Below are 24,257 nucleotides of genomic sequence, written 5' to 3'. Positions count from 1 at the left end.
TTGTGTAAGTCGGCGAGTTTTCTTTGTTTGGATTTTTTATGAATGTGTTAAGAAATCCGTTCATTAAACGAGAGGTAATTTGAAAAGTGTATGAAAAGGCTTACACTTTTTTTGAGGTTATAAATAGAGTGTAAAGAAACCTGAACAGTTTTAGAGGATTTTAGCTTCTACAGTTAATAAAAAGGGGAAGGAAAATGATTTGAAATGCTTTAATAGATGAGTGATTTTAAATTTTAATTATGTTGGCACGAATATTGCATATGTATTTTACTGAATGGTCCATCTGTCATTTTACAAAGGGCTACGATTGGGAAAATGGATAGGGAGCAATTTTAAAGTTTCATAGTTTGTTGAAAGCATTATCAATTGGGGGAAGTAGTAGTATAATCATTCAGCTTGACTTGGGGAAGGCAGGCTCGAATTGTAAAATCCGATTGAAAATGTGAATTTGGGGGCATAGGGAGAAGAGAAAAGGGGGAATTGTATTGGTGATTCAAATTTTAGCCATTGTTGTGGCTCTTGGACTTTTAATCTTTTTAGCTTATAGAGGTTATCCGGTCATTATTATAGCACCGCTTGTTACATTATTGGCGGTCATTTTATCTGGTGGTCATTTGTTACCGAGCTATACAGAGACATATATGACATATGCAGCAAATTATGTAAAATCATTCTTCCCAATATTTCTATTAGGTGCTATATTTGGGAAAGTAATGGAGATGAGTGGTGCAGCAGCATCTATTGCCAAGACCATCGTTAAATCACTAGGTTCAAAGCGGGCCATTCTTGCTGTAGTCCTAGCCTGTTCAGCGCTGACATATGGTGGGGTTTCACTGTTTGTTGTAGCCTTTGCAGTTTATCCATTTGCTGCAGCGATTTATAAAGAGGCGGATATTCCAAAGCGGTTATTGCCAGGAACCATAGCACTGGGTGCTTTCACTTATACGATGGATGCGCTTCCTGGAACACCGCAGATTCAAAACATCATTCCAACGAATTATTTTGGAACAGATACGTATGCGGCACCATTAATCGGAATCATTGGCGCAATCATGGTATTCACAGGTGGAATGATCTGGTTAGAACATCGTCGTAAACAAGCGTTAGCAAAAGGTGAAGGTTACGGGGAAGGACATACTAATGAACCCGAAAGTGGCGAACAGCAAAACCTGCCTAACTTTTGGCTGTCCATCGTACCACTTGTGCTTGTAGTTGCGTTCAACTTCGCTTTCAGTCGCAGTGCTATTTCCGTAAAGAACTGGTATGATGGCACGATGTTAAAGGAAACCTTCAATATCGCTGATGTAAGCTCCGTAACTTCTTCTTGGTCTTTAATTGTTGCACTGACAATCGGGATCCTAGCAGCGATGCTTCTGAATGTTGGGCGCATAAAGGTCAAACTGGCAAGTGGTTTAACAGCTGCTGCAATGGGATCTTTGCTAGCAATCTTCAATACCGCTTCTGAGGTTGGTTTTGGAAATGTTGTGAAAACGCTTCCGGGTTTCTCTGTGATTCAAAATTGGGTGTTCAACGCAAGCAGCAATCCACTCGTTTCGGAAGCAGTCGCTGTCAATGTGCTATCAGGAATTACCGGATCTGCTTCTGGTGGACTTTCCATTGCATTAGAGGTAATGGGAAGTCATTACTTGCAGGTGGCACAAACTGTTGGGTTCAGCCCGGAAATGCTTCATCGTATTGCTTCCATGGCATCCGGAGGGATGGATACGCTTCCACATAACGGTGCCGTTATTACATTACTTGCGATTACAGGATTGACACATCGGCAATCGTATAAAGACATATTTGTTATTACGATCTTGAAAACGGTTACAGTGTTCATCCTTGCTTTTTCAGCATCACTGTTTATTTAAAAGAATAAACTAAGAAATGGAGATGGAGAAAATGGGAAAATTATTGTCTTCTTTGGATAGTGCCATTCAACAAATTGAGGATGGAGCAACGATTGTTGTTGGCGGTTTTGGATTAAGTGGAATTCCAGAAAATCTAATTCATGCATTGCGTGATAAAGGAGTAAAAGATTTGACTGTTATCAGCAATAATTGTGGAGTCGATGATGCAGGTCTCGGACTATTGTTGGAGAATAGGCAAATCAAAAAAATGATTGCTTCTTATGTAGGTGAAAATAAACTGTTTGAGCAACAATTTTTAAATGGAGAACTGGAGGTTGAGCTAGTTCCTCAGGGGACGCTTGCTGAGCGTCTAAGAGCGGGTGGAGCAGGTATTCCTGCTTTTTATACAGCTACTGGAGTTGGGACAGAAGTGGCTGAAGGTAAAGAACATAAGGAATTTGATGGTCGCACATACATTATGGAAAAAGGGCTAGTCGGGGACTTCGCCTTTATCAAAGCATGGAAGTCAGATCCGTTTGGTAATCTCATTTATAGAAAAACGGCAAGAAACTTTAACCCAGTTGTAGCCACCGCGGGGAAAATCACGATTGCCGAAGTGGAGGAGCTTGTTAATATTGGAGAGCTTGATCCAGATGAAATTCATACTCCTGGGGTTTATGTACAAAAAATCTTTGTAGGAAACCATTATCAAAAACGAATTGAAAAACTTACAACCACTAACGTATAAAAAGGGGGAGTTTTCGAATGTCAAGACAACAAATATTAGAACGGGCCGTAAAAGAAATCCAAGATGGTATGTGTGTGAATTTAGGAATCGGCATGCCGACCTTGATTGCTAACATGATTCCTGGTGACCTCAATGTCATGCTTCAATCAGAAAATGGCTTACTTGGAATTGGGCCTTATCCAAATAAAGATGAAGTGGATCCGGATCTGATTAATGCAGGAAAGGAAACAGTAACGGCAAAAGCCGGGGCTTCCTTTTTTGATAGTGCTGAGTCGTTCGCGATGATTCGCGGCGGACATATCGATCTTGCCATTTTAGGTGGAATGGAAGTTTCCGAAAAAGGGGATTTAGCTAACTGGATGATCCCTGGGAAGATGGTAAAAGGAATGGGTGGGGCGATGGACCTCGTCCAAGGGGCAAAACGAATCGTTGTCATTATGGATCATGTGAACAAGCATGGGGAATCAAAAGTGAAAAAGAGCTGTACACTGCCATTGACGGGAGAGAATGTCATCCATTGCCTGATTACTGACTTGGCTGTTTTTCAATTTTCAGAAGCAGGTATGGAATTGATCGAATTGCAGAACGGCGTTACACTTGATCAAGTGAAACGCAATACAGAGGCTGACTTTACTGTAAGCTCGTCTTTAGAAATAAAGGGGTAAGTAAAAAAGTCAATTTGAACTATGGTTTTTTCGTTCCATGAAGATCCTCATTTTTCAGAGGGTGATATCTCTATTTTTAGAACAGAGTGAAATTTTCACTCTGTTCTTTTACCTTTTGTGAAATATTAATTTAGCCCTATCGGGTCATAAAAGTATTACCTTTATCAACTCCTTTGAAGGAATAAAGAGGTTGTAATTAGATGCCATTTACTTCATCTATTAATTGACCTTATTCCGAAACGCCAGTTTGAAGAATGTGAACTTCAGTTTCTACTTTTATCGTCATATTAGGATAAATCTTTTTCCATTCTTCATATGTCATTCTTTTATTTTTGGCATGATATTTCTCCTTTAAGCCAATCGGATCAATGTTTTTTTTCTGAAAATCATTAATAAGTTTGTTAGCTTCCCTAGTTAAATCCTGTTTCATTGCCATTTCAATTTTTTTAATCATTTTTCTATTTGTTAGGTTTTCACTTCTCATGGATTCCTTTACTTGACCTTCAATTTTGATTTTAATCGTGATCGAGGGGTCACTCCCTGAGTTTGAAACATTATAACTTGAACCACTTCGGATACTCTCTACCACAATTTCGCTTTTTTTCTTATCTTTTAAACTGAATTTATAAATTCCTCGTTTATGGGATTGAACTAAAGTCTTAAATACAAACATATTTTGGGTTTTCACTTTACTCACTATTTTATTTTCGTGTATCAATGCTACTCCAGAAACCATAATATCGTTATTACGTTTTTTTAATAACGGAAGAAACGCATCTCCGCCATCTGCTAGAGCGTCCTTTAAAAAAATATGGAGATTAGTATCCGGTCCGTTACCAGATTCTTTTTGTTGAGTAATTAAATCGGCTAAAAAAATGCCAATATTCACATTGCTATTAGGAGATTTTGTATAAATGACATCTTTAACCTTTCCTTCGACAATTGCCAAAATAACCCTGTTCCCAAGTTGGGGTTCACGGTAGATATAATCGGTTAGCTCTGTCATTCCAATTTGTTGAACGATTTTCTCACTAAAAAAAACGATTCGTGTCTGTCCAAGGAGCACCGGCTTATTTGCCTTTTTTGATACAATAGCTTGAACATCACTCGTTGTCGTTGATTTTCCACTTAAGATTTGATATTTCCCCATCTTTTCTTGTTGAAAGATGGGGATGACGAACATTCCTTCGATCATATCATCCTTTGTTAAATCGTAGCCAATAGCCTGGGCCATATTCACTTCGTCGACTACTTTCTGTTGTGCACAGCTGCAAAGAAGTGAATAGATTAGGATAACAGGAAGTACTTTTCTCATAAACGTTTCCTCAATTTCTTTGTATAGATGATTAACAAAAGAAGAGGCAAGTATAAACAAATGAAGTACAGGCCATATGGATTGATAATTTTATTCAAAATATAAAGGGAATCCATATCAAAAACAAAAATATTGATAAGCAGAATAATAATACTCATACCCCATAATGGATACTTTTGCTGAACATTAAATAAGCGTTTAAATCCCCTGCTGGCAGCCCATAATGAAATGGTCATATTGGGTATGATAACTAAGGCCCACCAAGAGATCTCAATATATTCGAAACGTTGAATAAAGGGCAACTCGACAACGCTAGTCATTGTCAGTGTCGGCCAAATAGTCAGGACTAACTGTTTTTGTGAATAAAAGACCAGTGAAACTAAATAAATGAACACGGTCAGTAACGTAGTTGTTAAGGCACCTCCATGGGCATATTTTTGTGAAGTTTTAGCATCTTTGATAAACGGATAAAACATCAGAATCATTTCAAATCCAATCATGGTTAATGAATTATCTTTTACTCCTTTAAGTATATCTAAAATGCTGTGGTCAAAAATAGGAAGCAAATTCGTAAATTCAGCATATTTCATAGCATAGATGAGGTCAAATAGAAGCCAGTATGTCAACAATACGCTTAAAAAGGTAACGCCGGTAACAGTTCGGAACCCCCCAGAATTTATGTAATAAATCAGAATTAGAAACACTAGAGCAAATGCCCAGGAAGGTACTTCTTCAAACATCCAAACATGTACGACATTTATATAGCTAATTATTACTGTCATCCCAAGAATCAAAAAGTAAATGATGAATAACAGACTGAAAAAATTCCCAAGCCATTTCCCTAATGCCTGTGTATTGGCGGAAATGATATCCCCTGGAACGATACTGAATATTTTATAGATGATCCAAATCATAATATGAACAATTAGCCCTGCTAGAATTATGGAGATCCAGCCGTCCGTCCCCGCCGACTTCGCTAAAACTCTTTGGAAACTCAACACACCTATGCCTGTTTGCATGGAATGTACTAAAAAAAACACATAGAATGGTGATACTTTATATTTATCATTTACACCAGCTTGGTTCATACAGCACCCTCATTTTTTATCACTCATTAAAATCATTCTTTCTTTTTTTTGATGTTTTTTGCTTTTGTGGTTGTCTTGTCACATTCTCTGTTCGTAAATTTACAGGTCGTGACTGGAAAAAATTAAAAGGAAGCCGAACAAAGCTGTCTTTCCAATCTTTAATGCGAAACGGGTATATTGGTTCTAGGTAAGGATGTCCCATTGAAGTCAACTTAATAAGATGTGTCATTAAAAACACGGAAGCAAGGGTTATCCCAAGCAAACCCCAGATTTGTGCCCCTAGTAGAAAGGGGAATCTAAGTAATCGAATAGCATTTCCCATTTTATAAATTGGCGTTACAAATGATGCTAGTGCCGATAAGGCGACAATGATTAATAAAATATTACTGGTAAGTCCAGCCACAACAGCAGCCTGACCGATAACAATACCGCCGACGATACCTAATGTCTGACCTACCTTTGTTGGTAACCTGGCAGCGGCTTCCCTTAACAGTTCAATTGAAATCTCTAAGAATAAAGCTTCAATTAAAGGAGGGAAAGGTATCAAATTCCTTGAAGCAACAATCGTCTCCAAAAGGTCTTTAGGAATCAGTTCATAATGAAAGGTCAGCACGGCTACATAAAGAGGTGTAGCGAATATAGAAAAAATGACCGCGAATATTCTTAATAATCGGAAAGCGGAAGCTGGAACCCAGGGCATATTATAATCTTCCATGGTAATAAAATACTCCAATAAAATGGTTGGAGCAATTAGTGCAGAAGAAGACCTATCTATCACCATGGCTACCTTACCTTCAGACAAAGCACTTGCAATCCGATCGGGTCTTTCCGTATGTAAGAAAAGTGGGAATAGAGTATTTGAATCATCATAAAGCATTTGCGCTAGATTGGATCCATCCAAAATGTCATCGAACTCTATTTCATTGATTCGTTGTATAACGGTATCGACATTTTCCTGTTCAACAATTCCTTCTATATATATAACAGCTACTTTTGTTTTAGATAAGGATCCTACAGTTAATTCATTTACTTGTAACTCTGGGATAGGCAGTCTTTTTCTCACTAGATTCAGATTGATATCAATATCTTCGACAAAAGCTTCTTGAGGACTAATGATTCCAAATTCAAGCTCGGGTTTACCAATTTGTCTTCCTTGTTTGGAGGCAATATTTATCAACAAACACTCATCGAGGTTGGTATCTAAACGAATGGCAATTTCGCCTCTCATTATCCTTTCTTCAATTACCTTCCTAGTGCTAGTGATTAGAGTATTCTCTATGGGGATATTTTCTTTAATTTGTTCCAAACTAATCGTTTCTAAAGTTGGTATTACAGATAGTACGCTCTCATGTAGTTCTTGCCCGTCAATTAAAGAGCGATAAAAAGATACCCAATAGCCAATTCCTTTTAAGTTGCCTTGATGGTTTATAAAATCATTTGATGACGAAAGGGAATTAAATAGGCTTCGTATATCGGAAACCTTATTAAAATCGTCTTTTTGATTTAAGTTTTTTTGGGAATTTCTGCGGTTAAACAACATTTCCACCTCTAAACTTAAGCTTATTATCCTATTATTCCAATTACATCCCATATTAACCTTATTAGAATATAATTGTAACTTGTTTCGTAAATGGTACATTACTTGCCACAAAGCCGAATAGAGCCACTAGGCCCTATGCGTAAAGTGTGTCATTCGGAAATCATTTTATTCTAAAGAAGGATTATTAATCGACGAAAGGATGGGTGAATGTTTTGAGGTGTAGTCAAGATTGATTTTCAGCATGATAGAAAACTGTGTAAGATATATCGATTCAAAATTAAGAGTTAAGAATGTGTCTTTTATCGTTGTTCATTTTAAGAGATTTTTTCTTAAGAAAACAATAACTAAAATACAATCTGACATTTGGTATCATGGGCATCCTTCAAAGGAAGAAGGGGAATGTTGTCTTGAAAATTGATGTTATTGTAAACGCCTTAAAACTAGGGTCTAAATGATTGCACGCTTTCGTATATAAAACTGGAAAAAGAGGAAACTAGTTTTAACTCGATTAACCAAAGGAGTTCACCATGAGAAGCAAAACCTTGCATATTAAATTGGATCAAAAGCTGGAAAATCTAAAATCTCTAATGGTTATGCAGGATGATGTAGTTGGTGGTGTCATTATCGGACAAGCAGCTGTTCAAGCGAATCTGCTGCAGTCTCCAGATGATTATTATGAAAGGTGGGTAGCGGGCTGGCTAGCACTTCAAAACTAGCCACACCTATAAAGTAAATTGGTGAATGATATTAAAAAGTAAGCTGCGCATTCTCGGAACACTAGGCTACGTAGGCCGATAGTGTTTAAAGGATAAAAAGCTCAAAATTGTATCATAATATAACCATATACTAAAAGTTTACATAGGTGATTTTAGGTCCCATGTTTAGGAGGACGGGTTTATAGAAGCAAAATATTGCAGAGAATCAAGGGTGATAAGAACAAGTCGTATATTCCCAAATGATGTGAACAATCATAATACATTATTTGGCGGCAGGTTAATGAGTGACGTAGATCAAGTAGCATCGATTTCTGCAGCACGTCATAGCCGAAGAGAATGTGTAACTGCTTCAACAGATTCAGTTGACTTTTTACATCCCATTCGTACAACAGATTCAGTATGTTTTATATCTTATGTGGCATGGACAGGTACATCTTCAATGGAGGTATTTGTGAAAATTATTGCTGAAGATTTAAAAAGCAGTGTACGTAGAATTGCAGCGACTGCTCTATTAACATTTGTTGCACTTGATGAACATAAACGTCCAACACGTGTTCCACAAGTTATTCCGGAGACAGAAGAAGAAAAAAAATTACATGAAACGGCATTAGATCGAGCAAGTATGCGGAAACAGAGAAAACAAAAAAGCAAAGATGTGGCTACGTTTTTAAATGTAGATTATCCTTAACTTTCATATAGAAGATTAAACTTATAACCTACGAGGTGCAAAGACAATAAATAAAAATGTAAGGAATGAAAAAATGTTAATTCAGTTACAGGATGATTTATTATTCACAGGAATTGATTGATAAGAAGGTTCAAAGGGTATTTAGGATCCTGACATTTAAAATACATATATATAGGCTAGTACCCGTGCTTTTAATCTGATGTTTGTGAAAATTCCTCCTAAAAATGTCAATGCCAACCGCAAATACACACATAGACTACTATATTGTAGGGTATGTGTGTATTTTTATTGAGAAGGAAATATTTATTATTTGCACAGCTATAATAAAATCGCCGTTCGTACATGCAATCTAAGCTAGGTTAAGAAGCGATCAACTGGAAATAATATATCCCAAGAATAACCTCGACAGAATAAATATATTCTAATACTCAAAAGACGGTAAACAGGCTACTAAATTCCGACAAAAACTCAGAAAACATAGTATGTGGAATTTTATTAAATATTTTCCTTTTATGCGGAGATACTATCAGGAGACAAAGGTTAGAAAGGAAGACAGTATGGATCATATACAAATGGCCCGTGCGATGTTCGGGACGAATATGGCTGTACATATCATATTTGCAACGATTGGCGTCGGGTTGCCGATGATGATGTTGGCGGCAGAATTGATGTATCAAAGGACAAAAGATTTACAGTATGTTGTCATGGCGAAACGATGGACTAAAACATTAGGGGTGTTGCTTGGGGTTGGGATTCCGACTGGTACGATTGCGGGTGTACAACTGTCACTTTTATGGCCTGGATTCATGGAAGTGATTGGGCGAGTTATGGCGCTTCCGTTCCAGATTGAGATTTATGCATTTATGATTGAAGCGTTGTTCATGTCCATCTACGTGTATGCTGCTGAAAAAATCAAGCCATGGGCTCGTGTCGTGAGTTTATTCTTTGTTGCTTTTGGAGCAATGGCATCAGCTGTCTTGATTTCTAATGTACATGCTTTTGAGGGGACACCGGCTGGGTTTCGGTTTGAAAATGGGGAAATTGTCGATGTTGATCCTTGGGCGGCTTTTTTTAACCCAAGTTTCTTAGTAACAGCAGGACATACTGCACTGACAGCTTATACGACAGGTGCTTTTGTCGTAGCAGCAGTTGCAGCCTATAAGATGTTGAAGAATAAATTTGGTACTACTGAATTTAATTTTCACCAAAAAGCATTAAAGCTCAGCATTGTATTAGGATTGGTCTTCTCTTTTTTGACGGCACTTAACGGTCACGCGACGACCCAGCATTTATATAGGGAACAGCCGGAAAAATTGGCGGCCGCAGAAGGCTTGTTTGAAACAAAGGACCATGCAGGACTTACTTTATTCGGCTATACCGACAGGGAAGCTCAGGAAGTGAAGTATGGGATTGAATTTCCATGGCTATTAAGCTTCTTATCAGGCAATAGTTTTGATACAGTCGTTACCGGTTTGAACGATTTTCCAGAAGAGTATTGGCCACCGCTTTATGTCCATATCTTATTCAATGCTATGGTCATTATTGGTTCAGGCTTAATCGCTTTAGCCTTGTTCGCTTTAGTCTGGAATAAGTGGTTGAAGAAGGATACTTATCCCAGATGGGTTCTATGGCTGTTTGTTGCTGCAGGCCCGTTATCGGTGATTTCGATAGAATGCGGTTGGATTTTTGCTTGTACAGGCAGACAGCCGTGGACGATATACAGGATGCTTTCCACTGCGGATTCAGTAACTTCATATGAAAATCTAGGGTTTTTATTCACGATGTTCATTATTGTATATATCATTTTATGCGTATCCGTCGTGTTTACACTTTTGTATTATTTCAAACGTCATTCTGTGATGGATGATATATATATAGCCGAACAGAAAGATGAGAGGCTGTTCGATTCTAATTCATAAAAGGAGGGAAAGCCAATGAGTGATGCACTTCTTGCAATAACGCTAGTGTGGGGTTTTATTTTTCTTTATGCAATTATGGCCTCGATGGACTTTGGAGCTGGTTTCTGGGCAATGACTTACATTAAAAAGGAAGAAACGAATGCTACAAAGATAGCAAACAGCTATTTATCTCCTACATGGGAAGTGACTAATACCTTCGTAGTTGGCCTTGTCATTGCCATCTATAGTTTGTTTCCGGGGGCAGTTTTTACCATTGGGGTAGCATTAATTGTTCCCGCAAGTTTAATTTTAGTACTTCTATGTATTAGAAGTGCGTTCTTAGTTTTCTCGCATAGTGTAGACAAGTATGAAAAAGCATTAACGTATATATCAGGGTTAACAGGATTAATCATTCCCGGGCTATTAATCAGTGTATTGCCGATCACCCATCTTGGGTTTGTTGAAGGAATGCGAGGAAATGAAGAACTGAATCTTTTCAAACTTTTCACAAGTCCAAATGAGTATGCCTTTATGGGGTTCGGAATTTTGAGCACGCTGTTTTTATCATCGTTACTTCTATCTGATTACTCAAAACAGGCTGATGAAATGAAAGCATACAAAATATACCGGCGGGACGCGATGATAACGGGGCCGCTTATGTTAGTCATGGCTATAATGGTAATGATTACATTAAAAAGTGAAGCGAATTGGCTCTACGAGGGAATGATGAAAAACTCTTCATTATTACTCGTTTCGTTAGTCTTTTTTATCATTAGCGGAGTGGCTCTATATCTTCCTTATTTTTCTAAACGGGAGGTTAAAGGAATGCCACGACTCGCTGTCATAGCGATTATCATTCAGTATTTGGTCGGCAGCTATGTTTATGGGATTGCTCATTTGCCATATATCATTTATCCGAATGTAACAATCCTCTCAGGTTTTACCGACCCGACGTCATTCCGGGCAGTGTTTGCCACATATATTGTAGGCTTTGCGATTTTAGTTCCAGGTTTCTATTATTTCTGGTCCATCTTTATGAAAGATCAACGTCGAAAATTCAAACGGCGACAAATGACGAATTAGTATATCTTCTAAAAGCGAGGTTATCACTATGAAAAAGTTAGATTTGCTAAAATATGCGGTTTTAGTCGTCTCACTCTTTTTAAGTTATCAAGCAGTTGAAGCACATGATAAAAATTTTCAAGTTGATGGGACCTATATTTCGACAAAAAGAGATGTCACAGGTGACCAAAAAATAGATATCATCCAGGTTCAAGGATTGCCGTATGAGAAAGGAAGCAAGTTTCTTAAAAAAATAGAGCTGAATGTTGAAAGCAACCGCCGTACAATTAGCGTACTTCTAAAAGCAGGGTATAATCCCGAACTCAAACTTGCTGACTTGAATAAAGATGGGGTTCAGGATGTTTTAGTCACGGTTTTGATTGAAGGTACTGATCGCTTGCTAAATAGTTATGCCTTCACGTTCAAAGATGGTAAAGTTCAGGAATTAGAGGTTCCGCCATCTGTTCCTGTAATGGCTCAATTTCTTGACGGCTACAAAGCTGAAATCATTATTGAAGGGCAAAAGCCTGTGGTGATAGATGTCAGTTCAAGAAAACAAGATTATGAAGAATTAGGTATTTATCAAGATGGAAAGTTGAATGAACCGACCGAGCTTTTGGTTGATCCCTACTCGTCATTGAACCTCAAGACCGTTTTTGGAAAAGGAAAGGGCCTTGTGGGGGTTCAATATGTGAAAGGGGCCGACGAGCGTGATCCGTTGATGGAAATTAAATCAGTATGGACCTACAACGATGGGTGGAAACTTGTAAAGGCCCGGGTTAAACCAATCAAGGTAAAGAAGAAAGAGTAGTCAGGCACAAGGCTTGAGGCGGAGTGGGATCTTGAAACACCAAAGGAGTTAATTCCACTCAACTTATCCAGAATTCAAAAATCATGTTTGCTATGTATCACCAAGGCATTATTGGCTTGAATAAAATAGGAGACAGCTCTTAAGTATGAGAGCTGTTTTTAGTTTGTAATTAAAAATTGACAAATATAAAATATTTGGTAAAATCTAAATAAATCCAGTTTATGTATAATCATACTATTTATCTTAATATTACTGGATAAAATGTAAGCGGATACAACAGGAGGTGCTGTCTTACGGAGTTAAAAGAAAAAATAATCGAAACATCGCTGACACTCTTTGAACAGCATGGTTTTCATGGCGTCTCCGTTAACGAAATTGTAAAGGAATGCGGAACAAGCAAAGGTGGTTTTTATCACCATTTTTCTTCTAAAGACGAACTCTTATTTGTCATTCATGATTACTTTATTTCATATGTTTTAACGAAAGCACAGGAAGCCATTTCAGCAAGTACCCACCCAACAGAAAAAATGCAAAAGATTATTCAATCATTTGTTAAAGTTTTTGACCTCTATAAACCACACATCTCAGTTTTCTATCAAGAAAGCATATACTTAAAACCACCTTATGTAGAAGCAATCAAAAAGAAGCGTCAAATGTATAAAGAAATCATATTTTCCGTAATTCAAGAAGGAATAGACAAGGGTGAATTCCGCAGCGAACTGCCGGTTGAAATCACCGGAATGTCTATTTTAGGCATGGTGAACTGGTCCTATAAATGGTACAAAAGGGACGGGGGAAAAACAATCGAGGAAATTGGAGAAATTTACGTCGATTTAATATTACAGGCATTATTAACAGATAAACAAAAAAAAGACGCAATAACCCAGCCATATTTACTAAAAAATCAGATGGTTGTGGATTAACAATAAAAACGCTTGCATTTCACAGACCAACTAGTCGGTCTCATTAGAAAGGGGAATAAAGAAATGGATTTCTCACTTACAAAAGAACAGCAGATGATTAAGGATATGGTAAGAGATTTCGCTGAAAAAGAAATAAAACCAATTGCGATAGAACTGGATGCAAAGTCCATGTTTGCAGAGGATGTATTCAAAAAAATGGGGAAGCTGGGGCTACTGGGGATTCCATTCCCTGAAGAGTATGGTGGTTCAGGCGGAGACACGATTTCCTATGCTATTGCTGTTGAGGAGATTGGCAAGGCCTGTGGAGGCACTGGTTTAAGCTATGCAGCAGCTGTTTCACTTGGAGCAAGCCCGATTTATTATTTCGGTACCGAGGAACAGAAACAAAAATACCTTATTCCAATCACGACCGGTGAAACATTGGCAGCTTTCGGGTTGACCGAGCCGAATGCGGGCTCTGATGCGGGCGGTACAAGAACGACCGCAGTATTAGAAGGTGATGAATATGTGATAAATGGCGAGAAAACATGGATAACTAATGCAAGTTATTCCAGAACTGTCACCGTAACGGCTGTATCGGGAAAAGACAGTCGAGGCAAGAACATCATCTCTGCATTCATCGTCCCAACGGATACACCGGGAATAACAATTAATAGTAATTATGAAAAAATGGGAGTTCGAGCTTCAAATACATGTGAAATCATTCTTGATAATGTTCGAGTGCCAAAGAAGAACTTATTGGGGGATTCAGAAAAAGGATTCAAACAGTTTTTATTCACTTTAGACGGTGGAAGGATTTCAATTGCCGCGTTGGCGGTCGGTATTGCGCAAGCAGCCTTTGATAAGGCTTTAGCTTTTTCAAAAGAGCGAGTTCAATTCGGTAAATCTATTTCAAATTTTCAAGCAATCCAATTCAAACTTGCTGATATGGCGATGGAGATTGAATTAGCAAGAAATATGGTATATAAGGCAGCGTGGTTAAAAGACAATAAAAAACCTTTTGCGAAAGAAGCGGCGTTCGCTAAGCTTTTTGCAAGTGAGACTGCGTTCCGAACGAGCAATCAAGCCATTCAAATCCATGGCGGGTCTGGATATATGCGGGAATATGAGGTGGAACGCTATTTAAGAGATGCTAAATTACTAGAAATTGGGGAAGGGACATCAGAAATTCAAAGAATCGTAATCGCCAGACAATTGGGCTGTTAATCTTTTTAGAACGCAAATGAACCAAAATGCTTCTGTTCATTTTGGTGAAAGGCAGATTTTTTCTATACAGCAAGAAGCGTACATACTTACTTTTACTTATTGGGAGGAGTTTGATGTCTGATTTGCTAGATGTTACTATCGGAAAACTGCTTGAAAAGACAGCTGAAGAATACGGTAATAATGAAGCGGTAGTTTATCACGAACTAGGTCTTCGTTATACGTACAGTGAATTTGAAAAAGTTTGCCGGAAGGCGGCCCGCGGTTTCATGTCACTTGAGATTGAAAAAGGGGAACATATCGCCATATGGGCGTCTAATAAACCGGAATGGCTGATTTCCCAATTTTCAACTGCAAAAATGGGCGGTGTGCTGGTTACGGTCAATACAAATTACCGCACAAGTGAACTCGAATATCTGCTTCATCAATCGGATGCAACGACGATAATCCTGATGGAACAATTTAAGGATCATTCTTATATAGATACGCTTTATGAGATAGTTCCTGAATTGAAAACGGCTAAACCAGGAAAGTTACAATCTGAAAAACTACCAAAATTAAAGAATATCATTATCTTAGGTGAAACGCGTTATCCTGGTACGTTTTCGTGGGAAGACGTCATAAGCGGAAGCGAATCGGTTTCGGAGGAGATGCTGGACATCCGAATGAAGGACCTTGCTCCTGAGGATGTCATTAATATGCAATACACTTCAGGGACGACTGGATTTCCAAAAGGGGTCATGCTGACACATTCGAATTTAGTCAACAATGGGCTAAATATTGCAGCTTGTATGAAGCTTACAAAGAATGATCGGCTTTGTATCCCCGTCCCACTGTTTCATTGTTTCGGCTGTTCCCTTGGTACAATGGCCTCTGTTACTGTTGGAGCCACAATGGTGCCAATCGTAGAATTCAATCCACGTACTGTGCTTCAGACAGTGGAAGCTGAAAAATGTACGGGGCTTCACGGGGTGCCGACTATGTTCATTGCTGAATTGAATCTCGATGACTTCGATCAGTATGATTTACGTTCATTACGGACTGGAATAATGGCTGGCTCCACTTGTCCGATAGAAGTTATGAAAAACGTAGTGGATAAGATGGGAATCTCTGAAATCACGATTACCTATGGCCAAACGGAATCGTCCCCAGGAATTACGATGACCCGTACCGATGATCCAATTGAACTTCGTGTATCCTCAGTGGGAAAGGCTCTTCCGAATGTGGAAGTGAAGATCATTGATCCTAATAGCGGAGAAGAAGTCAAGCGGGGCAGACAAGGAGAACTCTGTTCAAGAGGATACCATGTCATGAAGGGGTATTATAATAATCCGGAAGCGACGGAGCAAGCGATTGATTCGGAGGGCTGGCTCCACACAGGAGATTTAGCGGTGATGGACGAAAACGGTTATTGCAAGATTACTGGCCGACTGAAAGATATGATTATACGCGGTGGGGAAAATATATACCCGCGCGAGATAGAAGAATTTCTCTATCAGCATCCTGCTATAGTCGATGTCCAAATCCTTGGTGTTCCCGATCAGAAGTATGGGGAAGAGGTAGCGGCATGGGTCATTTTGAAAGCAGGAGAAACCTTGACGGAGGAAGAATTGAGAGAGTATTGCAAAGGGAAAATATCTTTTCACAAAATTCCTCGATACATTCAATTTACTGATGGATATCCAATGACTGCATCTGGGAAAATTCAAAAGTATAAGCTTCGGGAGCAAACTCTTGAACTATTAACGGAACGTACCAAATAAGGGGGATATCGAATGATTCGAAAAATTCTTATCGCAAACAGAGGAGAAATTGCATCACGTGTAATCCGTACGTGCAAGAATTTGGGAATTAGTACGGTCGCTGTCTATTCCGAGGCAGATTCGGAAGCACCATTTGTAGAATATGCGGATGAGGCCTATTTATTGGGAGGGTCCAGAGTTCAGGAAAGCTATTTAAACGTCAAGAAGATTTTAGAAATAGCTAAAGAAACCGGTGTAGATGCCATCCATCCAGGATACGGATTTCTAAGTGAAAATGCAGATTTCGCTCGCTCATGTGAAGATGCTGGATTGATTTTCATTGGACCCAAACCTGAAGTTATCCAGCAGATGGGCAATAAAGTTGAAGCGCGAAAAAAGATGGAGCAAGCAGGGCTTCCATTAGTGCCAGGATTCTCACGGCCATTAATTGATAGCGCTGAAGCAGCGGCAGTTGCCGAAAAGATAGGGTATCCAGTTATGCTGAAAGCGTCAGCCGGCGGCGGTGGTATCGGTATGCAGGCAGTTGCAAATGCCGATGAACTGTTAAAAGCATTCGAAGGGAATCAAAAACGTGCTCAATTATTTTTCGGTAATGGAGACATGTTCATTGAAAAATTGATTGAAAAACCCCGTCATATCGAAATTCAAGTATTAGCAGATGGATTTGGAAATGCTGTTTACTTATGGGAACGAGAATGTTCCATTCAAAGGCGCCACCAGAAGGTCGTAGAAGAAGCCCCTTCTTCATTTCTTGATGAAGAAACAAGAAAGCAGATGGGGATAGCCGCTGTAAAAGCGGTGAAGGCTATCGGGTATTGTAATGCGGGTACCCTTGAATTCTTAGTTGATGCCGATAAAAACTTCTATTTTCTAGAAATGAATACACGCCTTCAGGTCGAGCATCCGGTCACTGAGGAAATCACAGGACTTGATCTTGTTGAACAGCAAATTAAAATTGCTTCAGGCAACAAACTCGACTTTACACAAGAAGAGGTGAAAAGGGAGGGGCATTCTATTGAAGTGCGCATTTATGCGGAAGATCCCAAAACCTTTTATCCTGCACCGGGGAAAATTAGCGGTTTGAAACTTCCTGAAGGTGAAGGAATTCGTCATGAACTGGCCGTTCAGAACACATCGGTCGTTTCACATTTTTACGATCCTATGATCGCCAAATTGGTAGTAAGCGGTGGTTCGAGGAATGAAGCCATCGATAGATTAAGAGAAGCATTGAACACCTATAAAATAGATGGAATTAAAACGAACCTTCCTCTACTTAAGGAAATAATCGTCCATGAAGCTTTTTCTAAAGGCGATACAACAACGGACTTTATTGATAAATATATTAAAAAAATTACTGTATAAACTGTTTGTCGGGGATCGGGAGGGAAAACCGATCCGTTACTAAAAACTAAAATTATTTGGAGGAATATGATATGGCAGAATTAAAAGCAAGTATGGCAGGAAGCGTATGGAAAATCGTAGCGGGTGAAGGTCAAAGTGTTACCGATGGACAGGATATCATAATCTTAGAATCCATGAAAATGGAAATCCCCATTGCTGCTGAGGAAGCGGGTACTGTTAAGGAACTTAAAGTTAATGAAGGGGATTTCGTAAATGAGGGCGACGTTTTGGCCGTCATTGAATAAAGAGACGGAGGGGTAAAATGAATTGGCCTGAAAAAGTAACCATTAAAGAAGTGGGTCCGCGTGATGGGCTTCAAAATGAAAAGGTCATTATACCGACGCAAAGAAAAATAGACTGGATCAATCAGCTTTCTGATACTGGTCTTTCCTATATTGAAGCCACTTCTTTTGTACATCCAAAATGGATTCCTCAATTGAGTGATGCTGTGGAGGTAGCCAAGGGTATCAATAGGAATCCAGATATCACCTATGCGGCTCTTGTTCCGAATCAAAGAGGATTGGAGTCGGCCCTAGAAGCGGATATTGATGAAATTTCAGTTTTCATGTCATCAAGTGAGACCCATAATCTAAAGAATATAAATAAAACGATTTCAGATACCTTTCCTGTATTAAAGGAAGTTATCGATTCAGCAGCAAGAAGCAGGAAATCAGTTCGAGGCTATGTTTCAACTGTATTCGGGTGTCCTTATGAAGGCGAGGTTTCAATCGAACAGGTTTTCAAGGTTTGTGATCAGCTGTTTGAATACGGAATCAACGAGCTATCATTAGGAGATACCATCGGTGTCGCATCTCCTAGACAGGTAGCCTTATTCCTTGAACAGGCTGTAAAAAGATACGATATAGACCGAATTGCTCTCCATTTTCATGATACAAGAGGCATGGCTCTCGCTAATGTCCTCAAATCACTAGATTATGGGATTAAAACTTTCGACTCCGCGCTCGGTGGTTTAGGGGGATGCCCATATGCACCAGGTGCGAGCGGGAATGTAGCTACGGATGACCTGATTCATATGCTACATAATATGGGGATTCACACGGGAATCGATCAAGGGAAACTTATAGGTGCAGCGTCTATGATGCAAAGCTTCTTGGAAAAACCATTGCCTAGCCATCAGATGGCTGTCTATAACGCGCAATAAAAAAACATGAGGTGAAACTATGACATCGATAGTAGAGATTAGTCATGAGGAACAGGGAATTGCCATTGTGACCTTAAATCGGCCGGATGCTGCCAATGCGTTATCCACAGAACTACTTCATTGCTTATACGAAGGACTAAATGAATTGAAATTACAGTCTAATCTGCGGACAGTCATAATAACAGGAGCTGGAGAAAAGGCATTTTGTGCTGGTGCAGATCTAAAGGAACGAGCAGGGATGAATGACGAGAAAGTCAGGGAGACATTAAAGCTAATTGGTGACACGATTACAGCGGTTGAAAATCTTCCAGTTCCAGTCATTGCTGCAATTAATGGCTCCGCTTTTGGCGGAGGACTTGAGCTGGCTCTTGCCTGTGACATTCGCATAGCATCTGAAACGGCAAAGATGGGACTGACTGAAACTGCGCTTGGAATAATTCCAGGCGGTGGAGGTACTCAGCGGTTGCCGCGGATTGTCGGAATGGCGACAGCGAAAGAACTGATTTATACGGCAAGGAGACTGGACGCTAAAACGGCACATGCCATGCAAATCATCAGCCATATGTACCCGCCTCAACATCTACTAGAGGAAGCGAAAAAACTGGCTGGAGAAATTGCTGTCAATGCCCCTTTAGCACTAAGAGCGGCAAAAGCTGCCATGAATCAAGGGGCAGATACAGACTTGAAAACTGGATTGCAAATCGAGAAGGACTGCTATCAGACAACACTGCAAACCCGTGACCGACTGGAGGGGCTGTCAGCATTCAAGGAAAAACGCAAACCGGTATTTACGGGTAATTGATTTCAATTGAAGGAGGAACATAGATGGTAACGACGGATAAACTTACAGAAACGGTAGAAACGATAAAAAAAGGCGGCTTAGAAAAATATCATCAAAAAAATGCTGAAAAAGGGAAGCTTTTCGTACGTGATCGGCTACAGCTTCTATTTGACGAAGGAGTTGAAATCGAGGACGCCTTCTTCGCAAATTGTGCGAGTGATGGGCTGCCTGCAGATGGTGTCGTTACAGGCATCGGCAAAATCAACGGACAGAGGGTCTGTGTCATGGCCAATGATTCGACTGTAAAAGCAGGTTCTTGGGGAGCGAGGACTGTCGAGAAAATCATCCGCATTCAGGAAACCGCTGATAAGTTACAATTGCCACTACTATATTTAGTTGATTCAGCTGGTGCCCGCATAACGGATCAAGTCGAAATGTTTCCTGGACGCCGTGGGGCAGGCCGGATCTTTTACAACCAAGTGAAGCTATCTGGAAAAGTGCCTCAAATCTGTCTATTGTTCGGTCCTTCCGCAGCAGGTGGGGCATATATCCCTGCTTTTTGCGATATTGTTGTTATGGTTGATGGAAATGCATCCATGTATTTAGGTTCACCGAGGATGGCCGAAATGGTCATTGGCGAAAAAGTGACCGAAGAGGAAATGGGTGGAGCGAAAATGCATTGTTCCGTTTCAGGATGTGGTGATGTACTCGTTAAATCAGAAGAAGAATCCATTGCCTTTGCTCGCCGATACTTAAGCTATTTTCCAGGAAATTATCAACAAAAGCCGAAAGCTACCAAACCTGAGCTACCTGCTGAATTTGAAAAAACGCTGGAAGAGCTGATTCCAAAAAATCAAAATGCTGCATTTAATATGTATGACCTCATCGACAGGATTATAGACCGTAATTCATTTTGCGAAATCAAAAAATTATTTGCCCCTGAATTGATTACTGGTCTTGCAAGGTTAAATGGCCATACGATTGGAATTATAGCCAACCAGCCGCGTGTCAAAGGGGGGGTTCTGTTCCATGATTCTGCTGATAAGGCCGCCAAGTTCATCAATTTATGTGACGCTTTCCATATCCCACTTTTGTTCCTAGCGGATATTCCAGGATTTATGATTGGAACTAAGGTCGAACAGGCAGGCATTATTCGCCATGGTGCGAAAATGATATCTGCAATGAGCGAAGCCACGGTTCCCAAAATTTCTGTCGTTGTTCGTAAGGCTTATGGTGCCGGATTATACGCGATGGCAGGTCCTGCTTTTGAACCGGATTGCGTTCTCGCCTTACCAACTGCTTTGATTGCTGTTATGGGTGCGGAAGCAGCGGTTAACGCAGTCTATGCTAACAAAATCAGTGCAATGGATGCAGTAGAACGACCTGCTTTCATTGAGCAGAAGCGAAATGAGTATAATGAAGATATTGATATTTACCGCTTAGCCTCAGAGATGATTGTTGATGCTATTATCCAGCCAAATGACCTGCGTGATGAATTGAGCGCTCGGTTTGAAGCATATAGTAGCAAGCAAATGACATTTACTGAGCGTAAACACGGAGTATATCCCGTATAATAAATATAATAAACAGCCCGGTCATGTTGACCGGGCTGTTTATTTTGCAGTACGGAAGAATATGATGAATGATTTTTCTAATAATATGAAAATTTTACTAAGTTAAGTGTTGCAATATTAATCAAGGAAGAGTACTATAATTAGTAATTAATGATTTACTAATTACTACGTTTTCAGTCTTAGTAAAAGAAAGTGAGAGTTGCCATGGTTCAGCAGGAAAAAAAGAAATATATTACTCCAGATGGATACACAGCAGATATTGCGATCTTTACGATTACCACCAAGAAGACGGCCGAGAAAGCCCCGCCTGAAATGTTATTAAAGCTATTATTAATCAAACGTGCTACAAAAGATAGGGAAGGAAGCCCGAATGTTGAAGGTGATAAATGGGCTTTACCCGGTGGCTTTGTGAATGCTGGCGAGACAGCCTATGAGGCAGCCAAACGAGAATTAAAAGAAGAAACAGGTGTGACAGGATTTCATGTGAAGCATTTTGGTGTATATGACCATCCGGGACGTGATCAGAGAGGGTGGATTATCTCTAATGCTTTTTATGCAATTGTTCAGGAAGAATTTCTTCATCAAAGAAAAGCGAATGACGATGCAGCTGAGGTGGAATTGTTCACGATACAGGAAGCTTTAAAATTAGAACTTGCTTTTGATCATTATACAATTATTAATGAAGCGATAAATTTAATGAAAAAAGAAATGGTGCAAACAACGATAGCTCAAAAGTTTTTACCAGAAGAATTTACACTTTCAGAACTCCAACGTGTTTTACTAACAGTTAGGGATGATGCGAAAATCAGTGCAGATTCACTTTTTTTTGCAAAAGCCCCAAAGCTCCCGTTCTTGGAGAAAGTATTGGATGAAAAGGGCTTACAGAAGAAAACTAAACGTAATTCATTTCGGCCTTCACAACTTTACCGATTTAATGCAGAGATTGTCATGGACTCTATTTATTATTAGGAGGAATGAGTGAAATGGGTAAAAAGGCTTTAATCAATATTGATTATACATATGACTTCGTGGCAGACTGCGGTGCATTGACATGTGGAAAGCCTGGACAGGAAATCGAAGATACACTGGTCGGTATAACTAAGGAATTTATCAAGCAAGGGGAATACACGGTATTTGCGATTGATCTTCATGAAGAAGGAAACCGCTTACATCCTGAAACGAAATTGTTTCCACTACATAATATTAGCGGTACAATGGGTAGAGACCTTTATGGTACGTTAAAAGAGGAATATGAAACAAATAAAAATCTAAAGAATGTTTATTATATAGATAAAACACGTTATTCGGCTTTTGCAGGAACGGACCTTGATATCAGACTTAGGGAACGGGGCATTACCGACGTATATTTAGTCGGTGTTTGTACCGATATCTGCATATTACATACTGCAATTGAAGCTTACAATTTAGGCTATAATATCTTTGTTTACGAAAATGCAGTGGCCTCATTCAATAGTGCGGGTCACGAATGGGCACTTACACATTTTAAAGGATCACTTGGAGCAACCATTCTTTAATATCTATTCACGCAACAGAATAGAAGAGAGGCGGCCGCTTCTCTTTTGGGAGGAACTATCCATGGAAAAAAAGTACAACGACGACAGTTACGCACTACACACAGATCTTTACCAAATCAATATGGCTCAAACTTATTGGCAAGACAAAACACATAACCGAAAGGCCGTATTCGAGGTTTTTTTCAGAAAGCTTCCATTTAACAGCGGATATGCAATTTTTGCAGGACTAGAGAAAATTGTTCATTACCTACAGAACTTTTGCTTTTCAGAAAGTGATATCAACTATTTAAAATCGGAATTACATTACGATGATGAATTTTTGGATTATTTGCAGAACGTCCGTTTTACTGGAACGATTCGTTGCATGAAAGAGGGCGAGCTTGTTTTTGGCAACGAACCGATTTTACGTGTAGAGGCACCTCTTGGTGAAGCGCAACTCATAGAAACAGCGCTGTTGAACATTGTGAACTATCACACACTCGTTGCGACAAAGGCTTCGCGTATCAAACAAGTAATTGGCGATGAATCTGCACTTGAATTCGGCTCAAGACGAGCACAAGAAATGGATGCCGCAATATGGGGAGCACGCGCTGCCTACATTGCAGGCTTTGACTCTACAAGCAATGTCCGTGCAGGTAAGCTGTTCGGTATTCCGGTTTCAGGGACACATGCTCATTCCATGATTCAGGCCTATAAAGACGAATATACGGCATTTCATAAATATGCAAGCTCTCATAAAGATTGTGTATTTTTGGTGGATACTTATGATACGCTACGTTCCGGCATCCCGAATGCAATCCGTGTCGCCAAAGAACTGGGCGATAAAATTAATTTCATTGGCGTCCGTCTTGATAGCGGCGATTTGGCTTATCTTTCAAAAGAAGCACGCCGTATGCTAGATGCTGCAGGTTTCCATGATGCGAAGATTGTCGCTTCAAATGATTTGGATGAATATACGATTATCAACCTGAAGCAACAAGGAGCAAGAATCGATATTTGGGGAATCGGGACCAAATTAATTACGGCTTATGACCAGCCTGCATTAGGTGCCGTTTATAAGATGGTTTCAATTGAGGACGAAAATGGGAATATGAGAGATACCATCAAAATTTCTTCTAACCCTGAAAAGGTAACGACACCTGGCCTAAAACGAGTATACAGAATCATTAATAAAGTCAACCACCATGCAGAAGGCGACTACTTGGCTATGGAATATGAAAAGCCTCAGGAACAGGAAAAATTAAAAATGTTCCATCCTGTCCATACTTTCCTAAGTAAATTTGTCACTGATTTCGATGCGGTGGACCTGCATGAGGATATTTTTATGGACGGAAGTTTAATCTATGAATTACCATCCATTGATGAAATCAAGACCTTTACGGAAAAAAATCTTCAAGTATTATGGCCAGAGTACTTACGTGCACTCAATCCTGAAGAATATCCGGTCGACTTAAGCCAGGACTGTTGGGATAATAAAATGAGAAATATAGATGAAGTAAAAGCCAATGTTGAGAGAATGTTTACGAAATAACGA

At 39.5% G+C, this 24,257-nt stretch carries 22 protein-coding genes; 19 read left to right on the top strand and 3 right to left on the bottom strand.

Annotated features, from left to right (window positions below; genetic code table 11):
* The first annotated feature begins 485 nt into the window (after positions 1-485).
* Genes JFV29_RS00810 through JFV29_RS00800 form a run of 3 tightly spaced genes read left to right on the top strand, consistent with a single transcriptional unit; the run spans position 486 to position 3,263 of the window.
* Positions 486-1,871 (top strand): GntP family permease, encoded by a 1,386-nt coding sequence (locus JFV29_RS00810; RefSeq protein ID WP_201180691.1) that lies wholly within the window; start codon positions 486-488, stop codon positions 1,869-1,871.
* 31 nt (positions 1,872-1,902) lie between these two features.
* Positions 1,903-2,598 carry a CoA transferase subunit A gene (locus tag JFV29_RS00805; RefSeq protein WP_201180689.1) on the top strand — a complete coding sequence of 232 codons (696 nt, stop codon included), beginning with the start codon at positions 1,903-1,905 and terminating at the stop codon, positions 2,596-2,598.
* A 17-nt stretch (positions 2,599-2,615) separates the two neighbouring features.
* Positions 2,616-3,263: a 3-oxoacid CoA-transferase subunit B gene (locus JFV29_RS00800; protein WP_201180687.1), complete on the top strand. Its 648-nt coding sequence runs from the start codon at positions 2,616-2,618 to the stop codon at positions 3,261-3,263.
* Between the two features lie 229 nt (positions 3,264-3,492).
* Here the strand turns inward: JFV29_RS00800 and JFV29_RS00795 are convergent, their stop codons facing one another.
* The 3 genes from JFV29_RS00795 to JFV29_RS00785 are packed head-to-tail and all read right to left on the bottom strand — an operon-like array spanning position 3,493 to position 7,206.
* Entirely contained in the window at positions 3,493-4,578 is a 1,086-nt protein-coding gene (locus JFV29_RS00795; RefSeq protein ID WP_201180685.1) for a Ger(x)C family spore germination protein, read from the bottom strand.
* Complete coding sequence (locus tag JFV29_RS00790) at positions 4,575-5,666, bottom strand: GerAB/ArcD/ProY family transporter (RefSeq protein ID WP_201180683.1); 1,092 nt, start codon at positions 5,664-5,666, stop codon at positions 4,575-4,577. The genes JFV29_RS00795 and JFV29_RS00790 overlap by 4 nt, the downstream gene beginning before the upstream one ends.
* Positions 5,667-5,685: 19 nt before the next feature.
* Positions 5,686-7,206, bottom strand: a complete 1,521-nt coding sequence (locus JFV29_RS00785) for a spore germination protein (RefSeq protein ID WP_201180681.1) — start codon at positions 7,204-7,206, stop codon at positions 5,686-5,688.
* A 527-nt stretch (positions 7,207-7,733) separates the two neighbouring features.
* Between JFV29_RS00785 and JFV29_RS00780 the strand changes: the two genes are divergently transcribed.
* The 16 genes from JFV29_RS00780 (at position 7,734) to JFV29_RS00705 (ending at position 24,254) form a co-directional block, all read left to right on the top strand.
* A complete protein-coding gene (locus JFV29_RS00780) occupies positions 7,734-7,922 on the top strand; it encodes a hypothetical protein (RefSeq protein WP_201180679.1) in 189 nt (62 codons plus the stop codon).
* Between the two features lie 181 nt (positions 7,923-8,103).
* The gene (locus tag JFV29_RS00775) at positions 8,104-8,610 is read left to right on the top strand and encodes an acyl-CoA thioesterase (protein WP_056519293.1); all 507 of its coding nucleotides are present in this window, start codon (positions 8,104-8,106) and stop codon (positions 8,608-8,610) included.
* A gap of 557 nt (positions 8,611-9,167) precedes the next feature.
* Entirely contained in the window at positions 9,168-10,529 is a 1,362-nt protein-coding gene (locus JFV29_RS00770; protein ID WP_201180677.1) for a cytochrome ubiquinol oxidase subunit I, read from the top strand.
* 15 nt (positions 10,530-10,544) lie between these two features.
* Positions 10,545-11,591: a cytochrome d ubiquinol oxidase subunit II gene (locus tag JFV29_RS00765; protein ID WP_201180675.1), complete on the top strand. Its 1,047-nt coding sequence runs from the start codon at positions 10,545-10,547 to the stop codon at positions 11,589-11,591.
* Between the two features lie 28 nt (positions 11,592-11,619).
* Positions 11,620-12,381, top strand: a complete 762-nt coding sequence (locus JFV29_RS00760) for a hypothetical protein (RefSeq protein WP_201180673.1) — start codon at positions 11,620-11,622, stop codon at positions 12,379-12,381.
* A 311-nt stretch (positions 12,382-12,692) separates the two neighbouring features.
* Positions 12,693-13,304, top strand: a complete 612-nt coding sequence (locus JFV29_RS00755; protein WP_201183279.1) for a TetR family transcriptional regulator — start codon at positions 12,693-12,695, stop codon at positions 13,302-13,304.
* A gap of 63 nt (positions 13,305-13,367) precedes the next feature.
* The gene (locus JFV29_RS00750) at positions 13,368-14,510 is read left to right on the top strand and encodes an acyl-CoA dehydrogenase family protein (RefSeq protein WP_201180671.1); all 1,143 of its coding nucleotides are present in this window, start codon (positions 13,368-13,370) and stop codon (positions 14,508-14,510) included.
* Between the two features lie 113 nt (positions 14,511-14,623).
* The gene (locus JFV29_RS00745) at positions 14,624-16,270 is read left to right on the top strand and encodes an AMP-binding protein (protein WP_242486012.1); all 1,647 of its coding nucleotides are present in this window, start codon (positions 14,624-14,626) and stop codon (positions 16,268-16,270) included.
* A gap of 12 nt (positions 16,271-16,282) precedes the next feature.
* Positions 16,283-17,632 (top strand): acetyl-CoA carboxylase biotin carboxylase subunit, encoded by a 1,350-nt coding sequence (locus JFV29_RS00740; RefSeq protein WP_201180669.1) that lies wholly within the window; start codon positions 16,283-16,285, stop codon positions 17,630-17,632.
* 71 nt (positions 17,633-17,703) lie between these two features.
* Positions 17,704-17,916 carry an acetyl-CoA carboxylase biotin carboxyl carrier protein subunit gene (locus JFV29_RS00735; protein WP_053345955.1) on the top strand — a complete coding sequence of 71 codons (213 nt, stop codon included), beginning with the start codon at positions 17,704-17,706 and terminating at the stop codon, positions 17,914-17,916.
* Between the two features lie 17 nt (positions 17,917-17,933).
* Positions 17,934-18,833, top strand: a complete 900-nt coding sequence (locus JFV29_RS00730) for a hydroxymethylglutaryl-CoA lyase (protein WP_056519313.1) — start codon at positions 17,934-17,936, stop codon at positions 18,831-18,833.
* 19 nt (positions 18,834-18,852) lie between these two features.
* Positions 18,853-19,635, top strand: coding sequence for an enoyl-CoA hydratase (locus JFV29_RS00725; RefSeq protein ID WP_201180668.1), 783 nt, complete (start codon positions 18,853-18,855; stop codon positions 19,633-19,635).
* A 23-nt stretch (positions 19,636-19,658) separates the two neighbouring features.
* Positions 19,659-21,188 (top strand): acyl-CoA carboxylase subunit beta, encoded by a 1,530-nt coding sequence (locus JFV29_RS00720; protein ID WP_201180667.1) that lies wholly within the window; start codon positions 19,659-19,661, stop codon positions 21,186-21,188.
* A gap of 204 nt (positions 21,189-21,392) precedes the next feature.
* Positions 21,393-22,157: an NUDIX domain-containing protein gene (locus JFV29_RS00715; RefSeq protein ID WP_201180666.1), complete on the top strand. Its 765-nt coding sequence runs from the start codon at positions 21,393-21,395 to the stop codon at positions 22,155-22,157.
* Between the two features lie 14 nt (positions 22,158-22,171).
* Complete coding sequence (locus tag JFV29_RS00710) at positions 22,172-22,723, top strand: cysteine hydrolase family protein (RefSeq protein WP_201180665.1); 552 nt, start codon at positions 22,172-22,174, stop codon at positions 22,721-22,723.
* A 61-nt stretch (positions 22,724-22,784) separates the two neighbouring features.
* Complete coding sequence (locus JFV29_RS00705; RefSeq protein WP_201180664.1) at positions 22,785-24,254, top strand: nicotinate phosphoribosyltransferase; 1,470 nt, start codon at positions 22,785-22,787, stop codon at positions 24,252-24,254.
* Positions 24,255-24,257 lie beyond the last annotated feature (3 nt).

The organism is Peribacillus sp. TH16, from assembly GCF_016651095.1.
Lineage (GTDB): Bacteria > Bacillota > Bacilli > Bacillales > DSM-1321 > Peribacillus > Peribacillus butanolivorans.
This window is presented reverse-complemented; position numbering and strand designations above follow the sequence as displayed.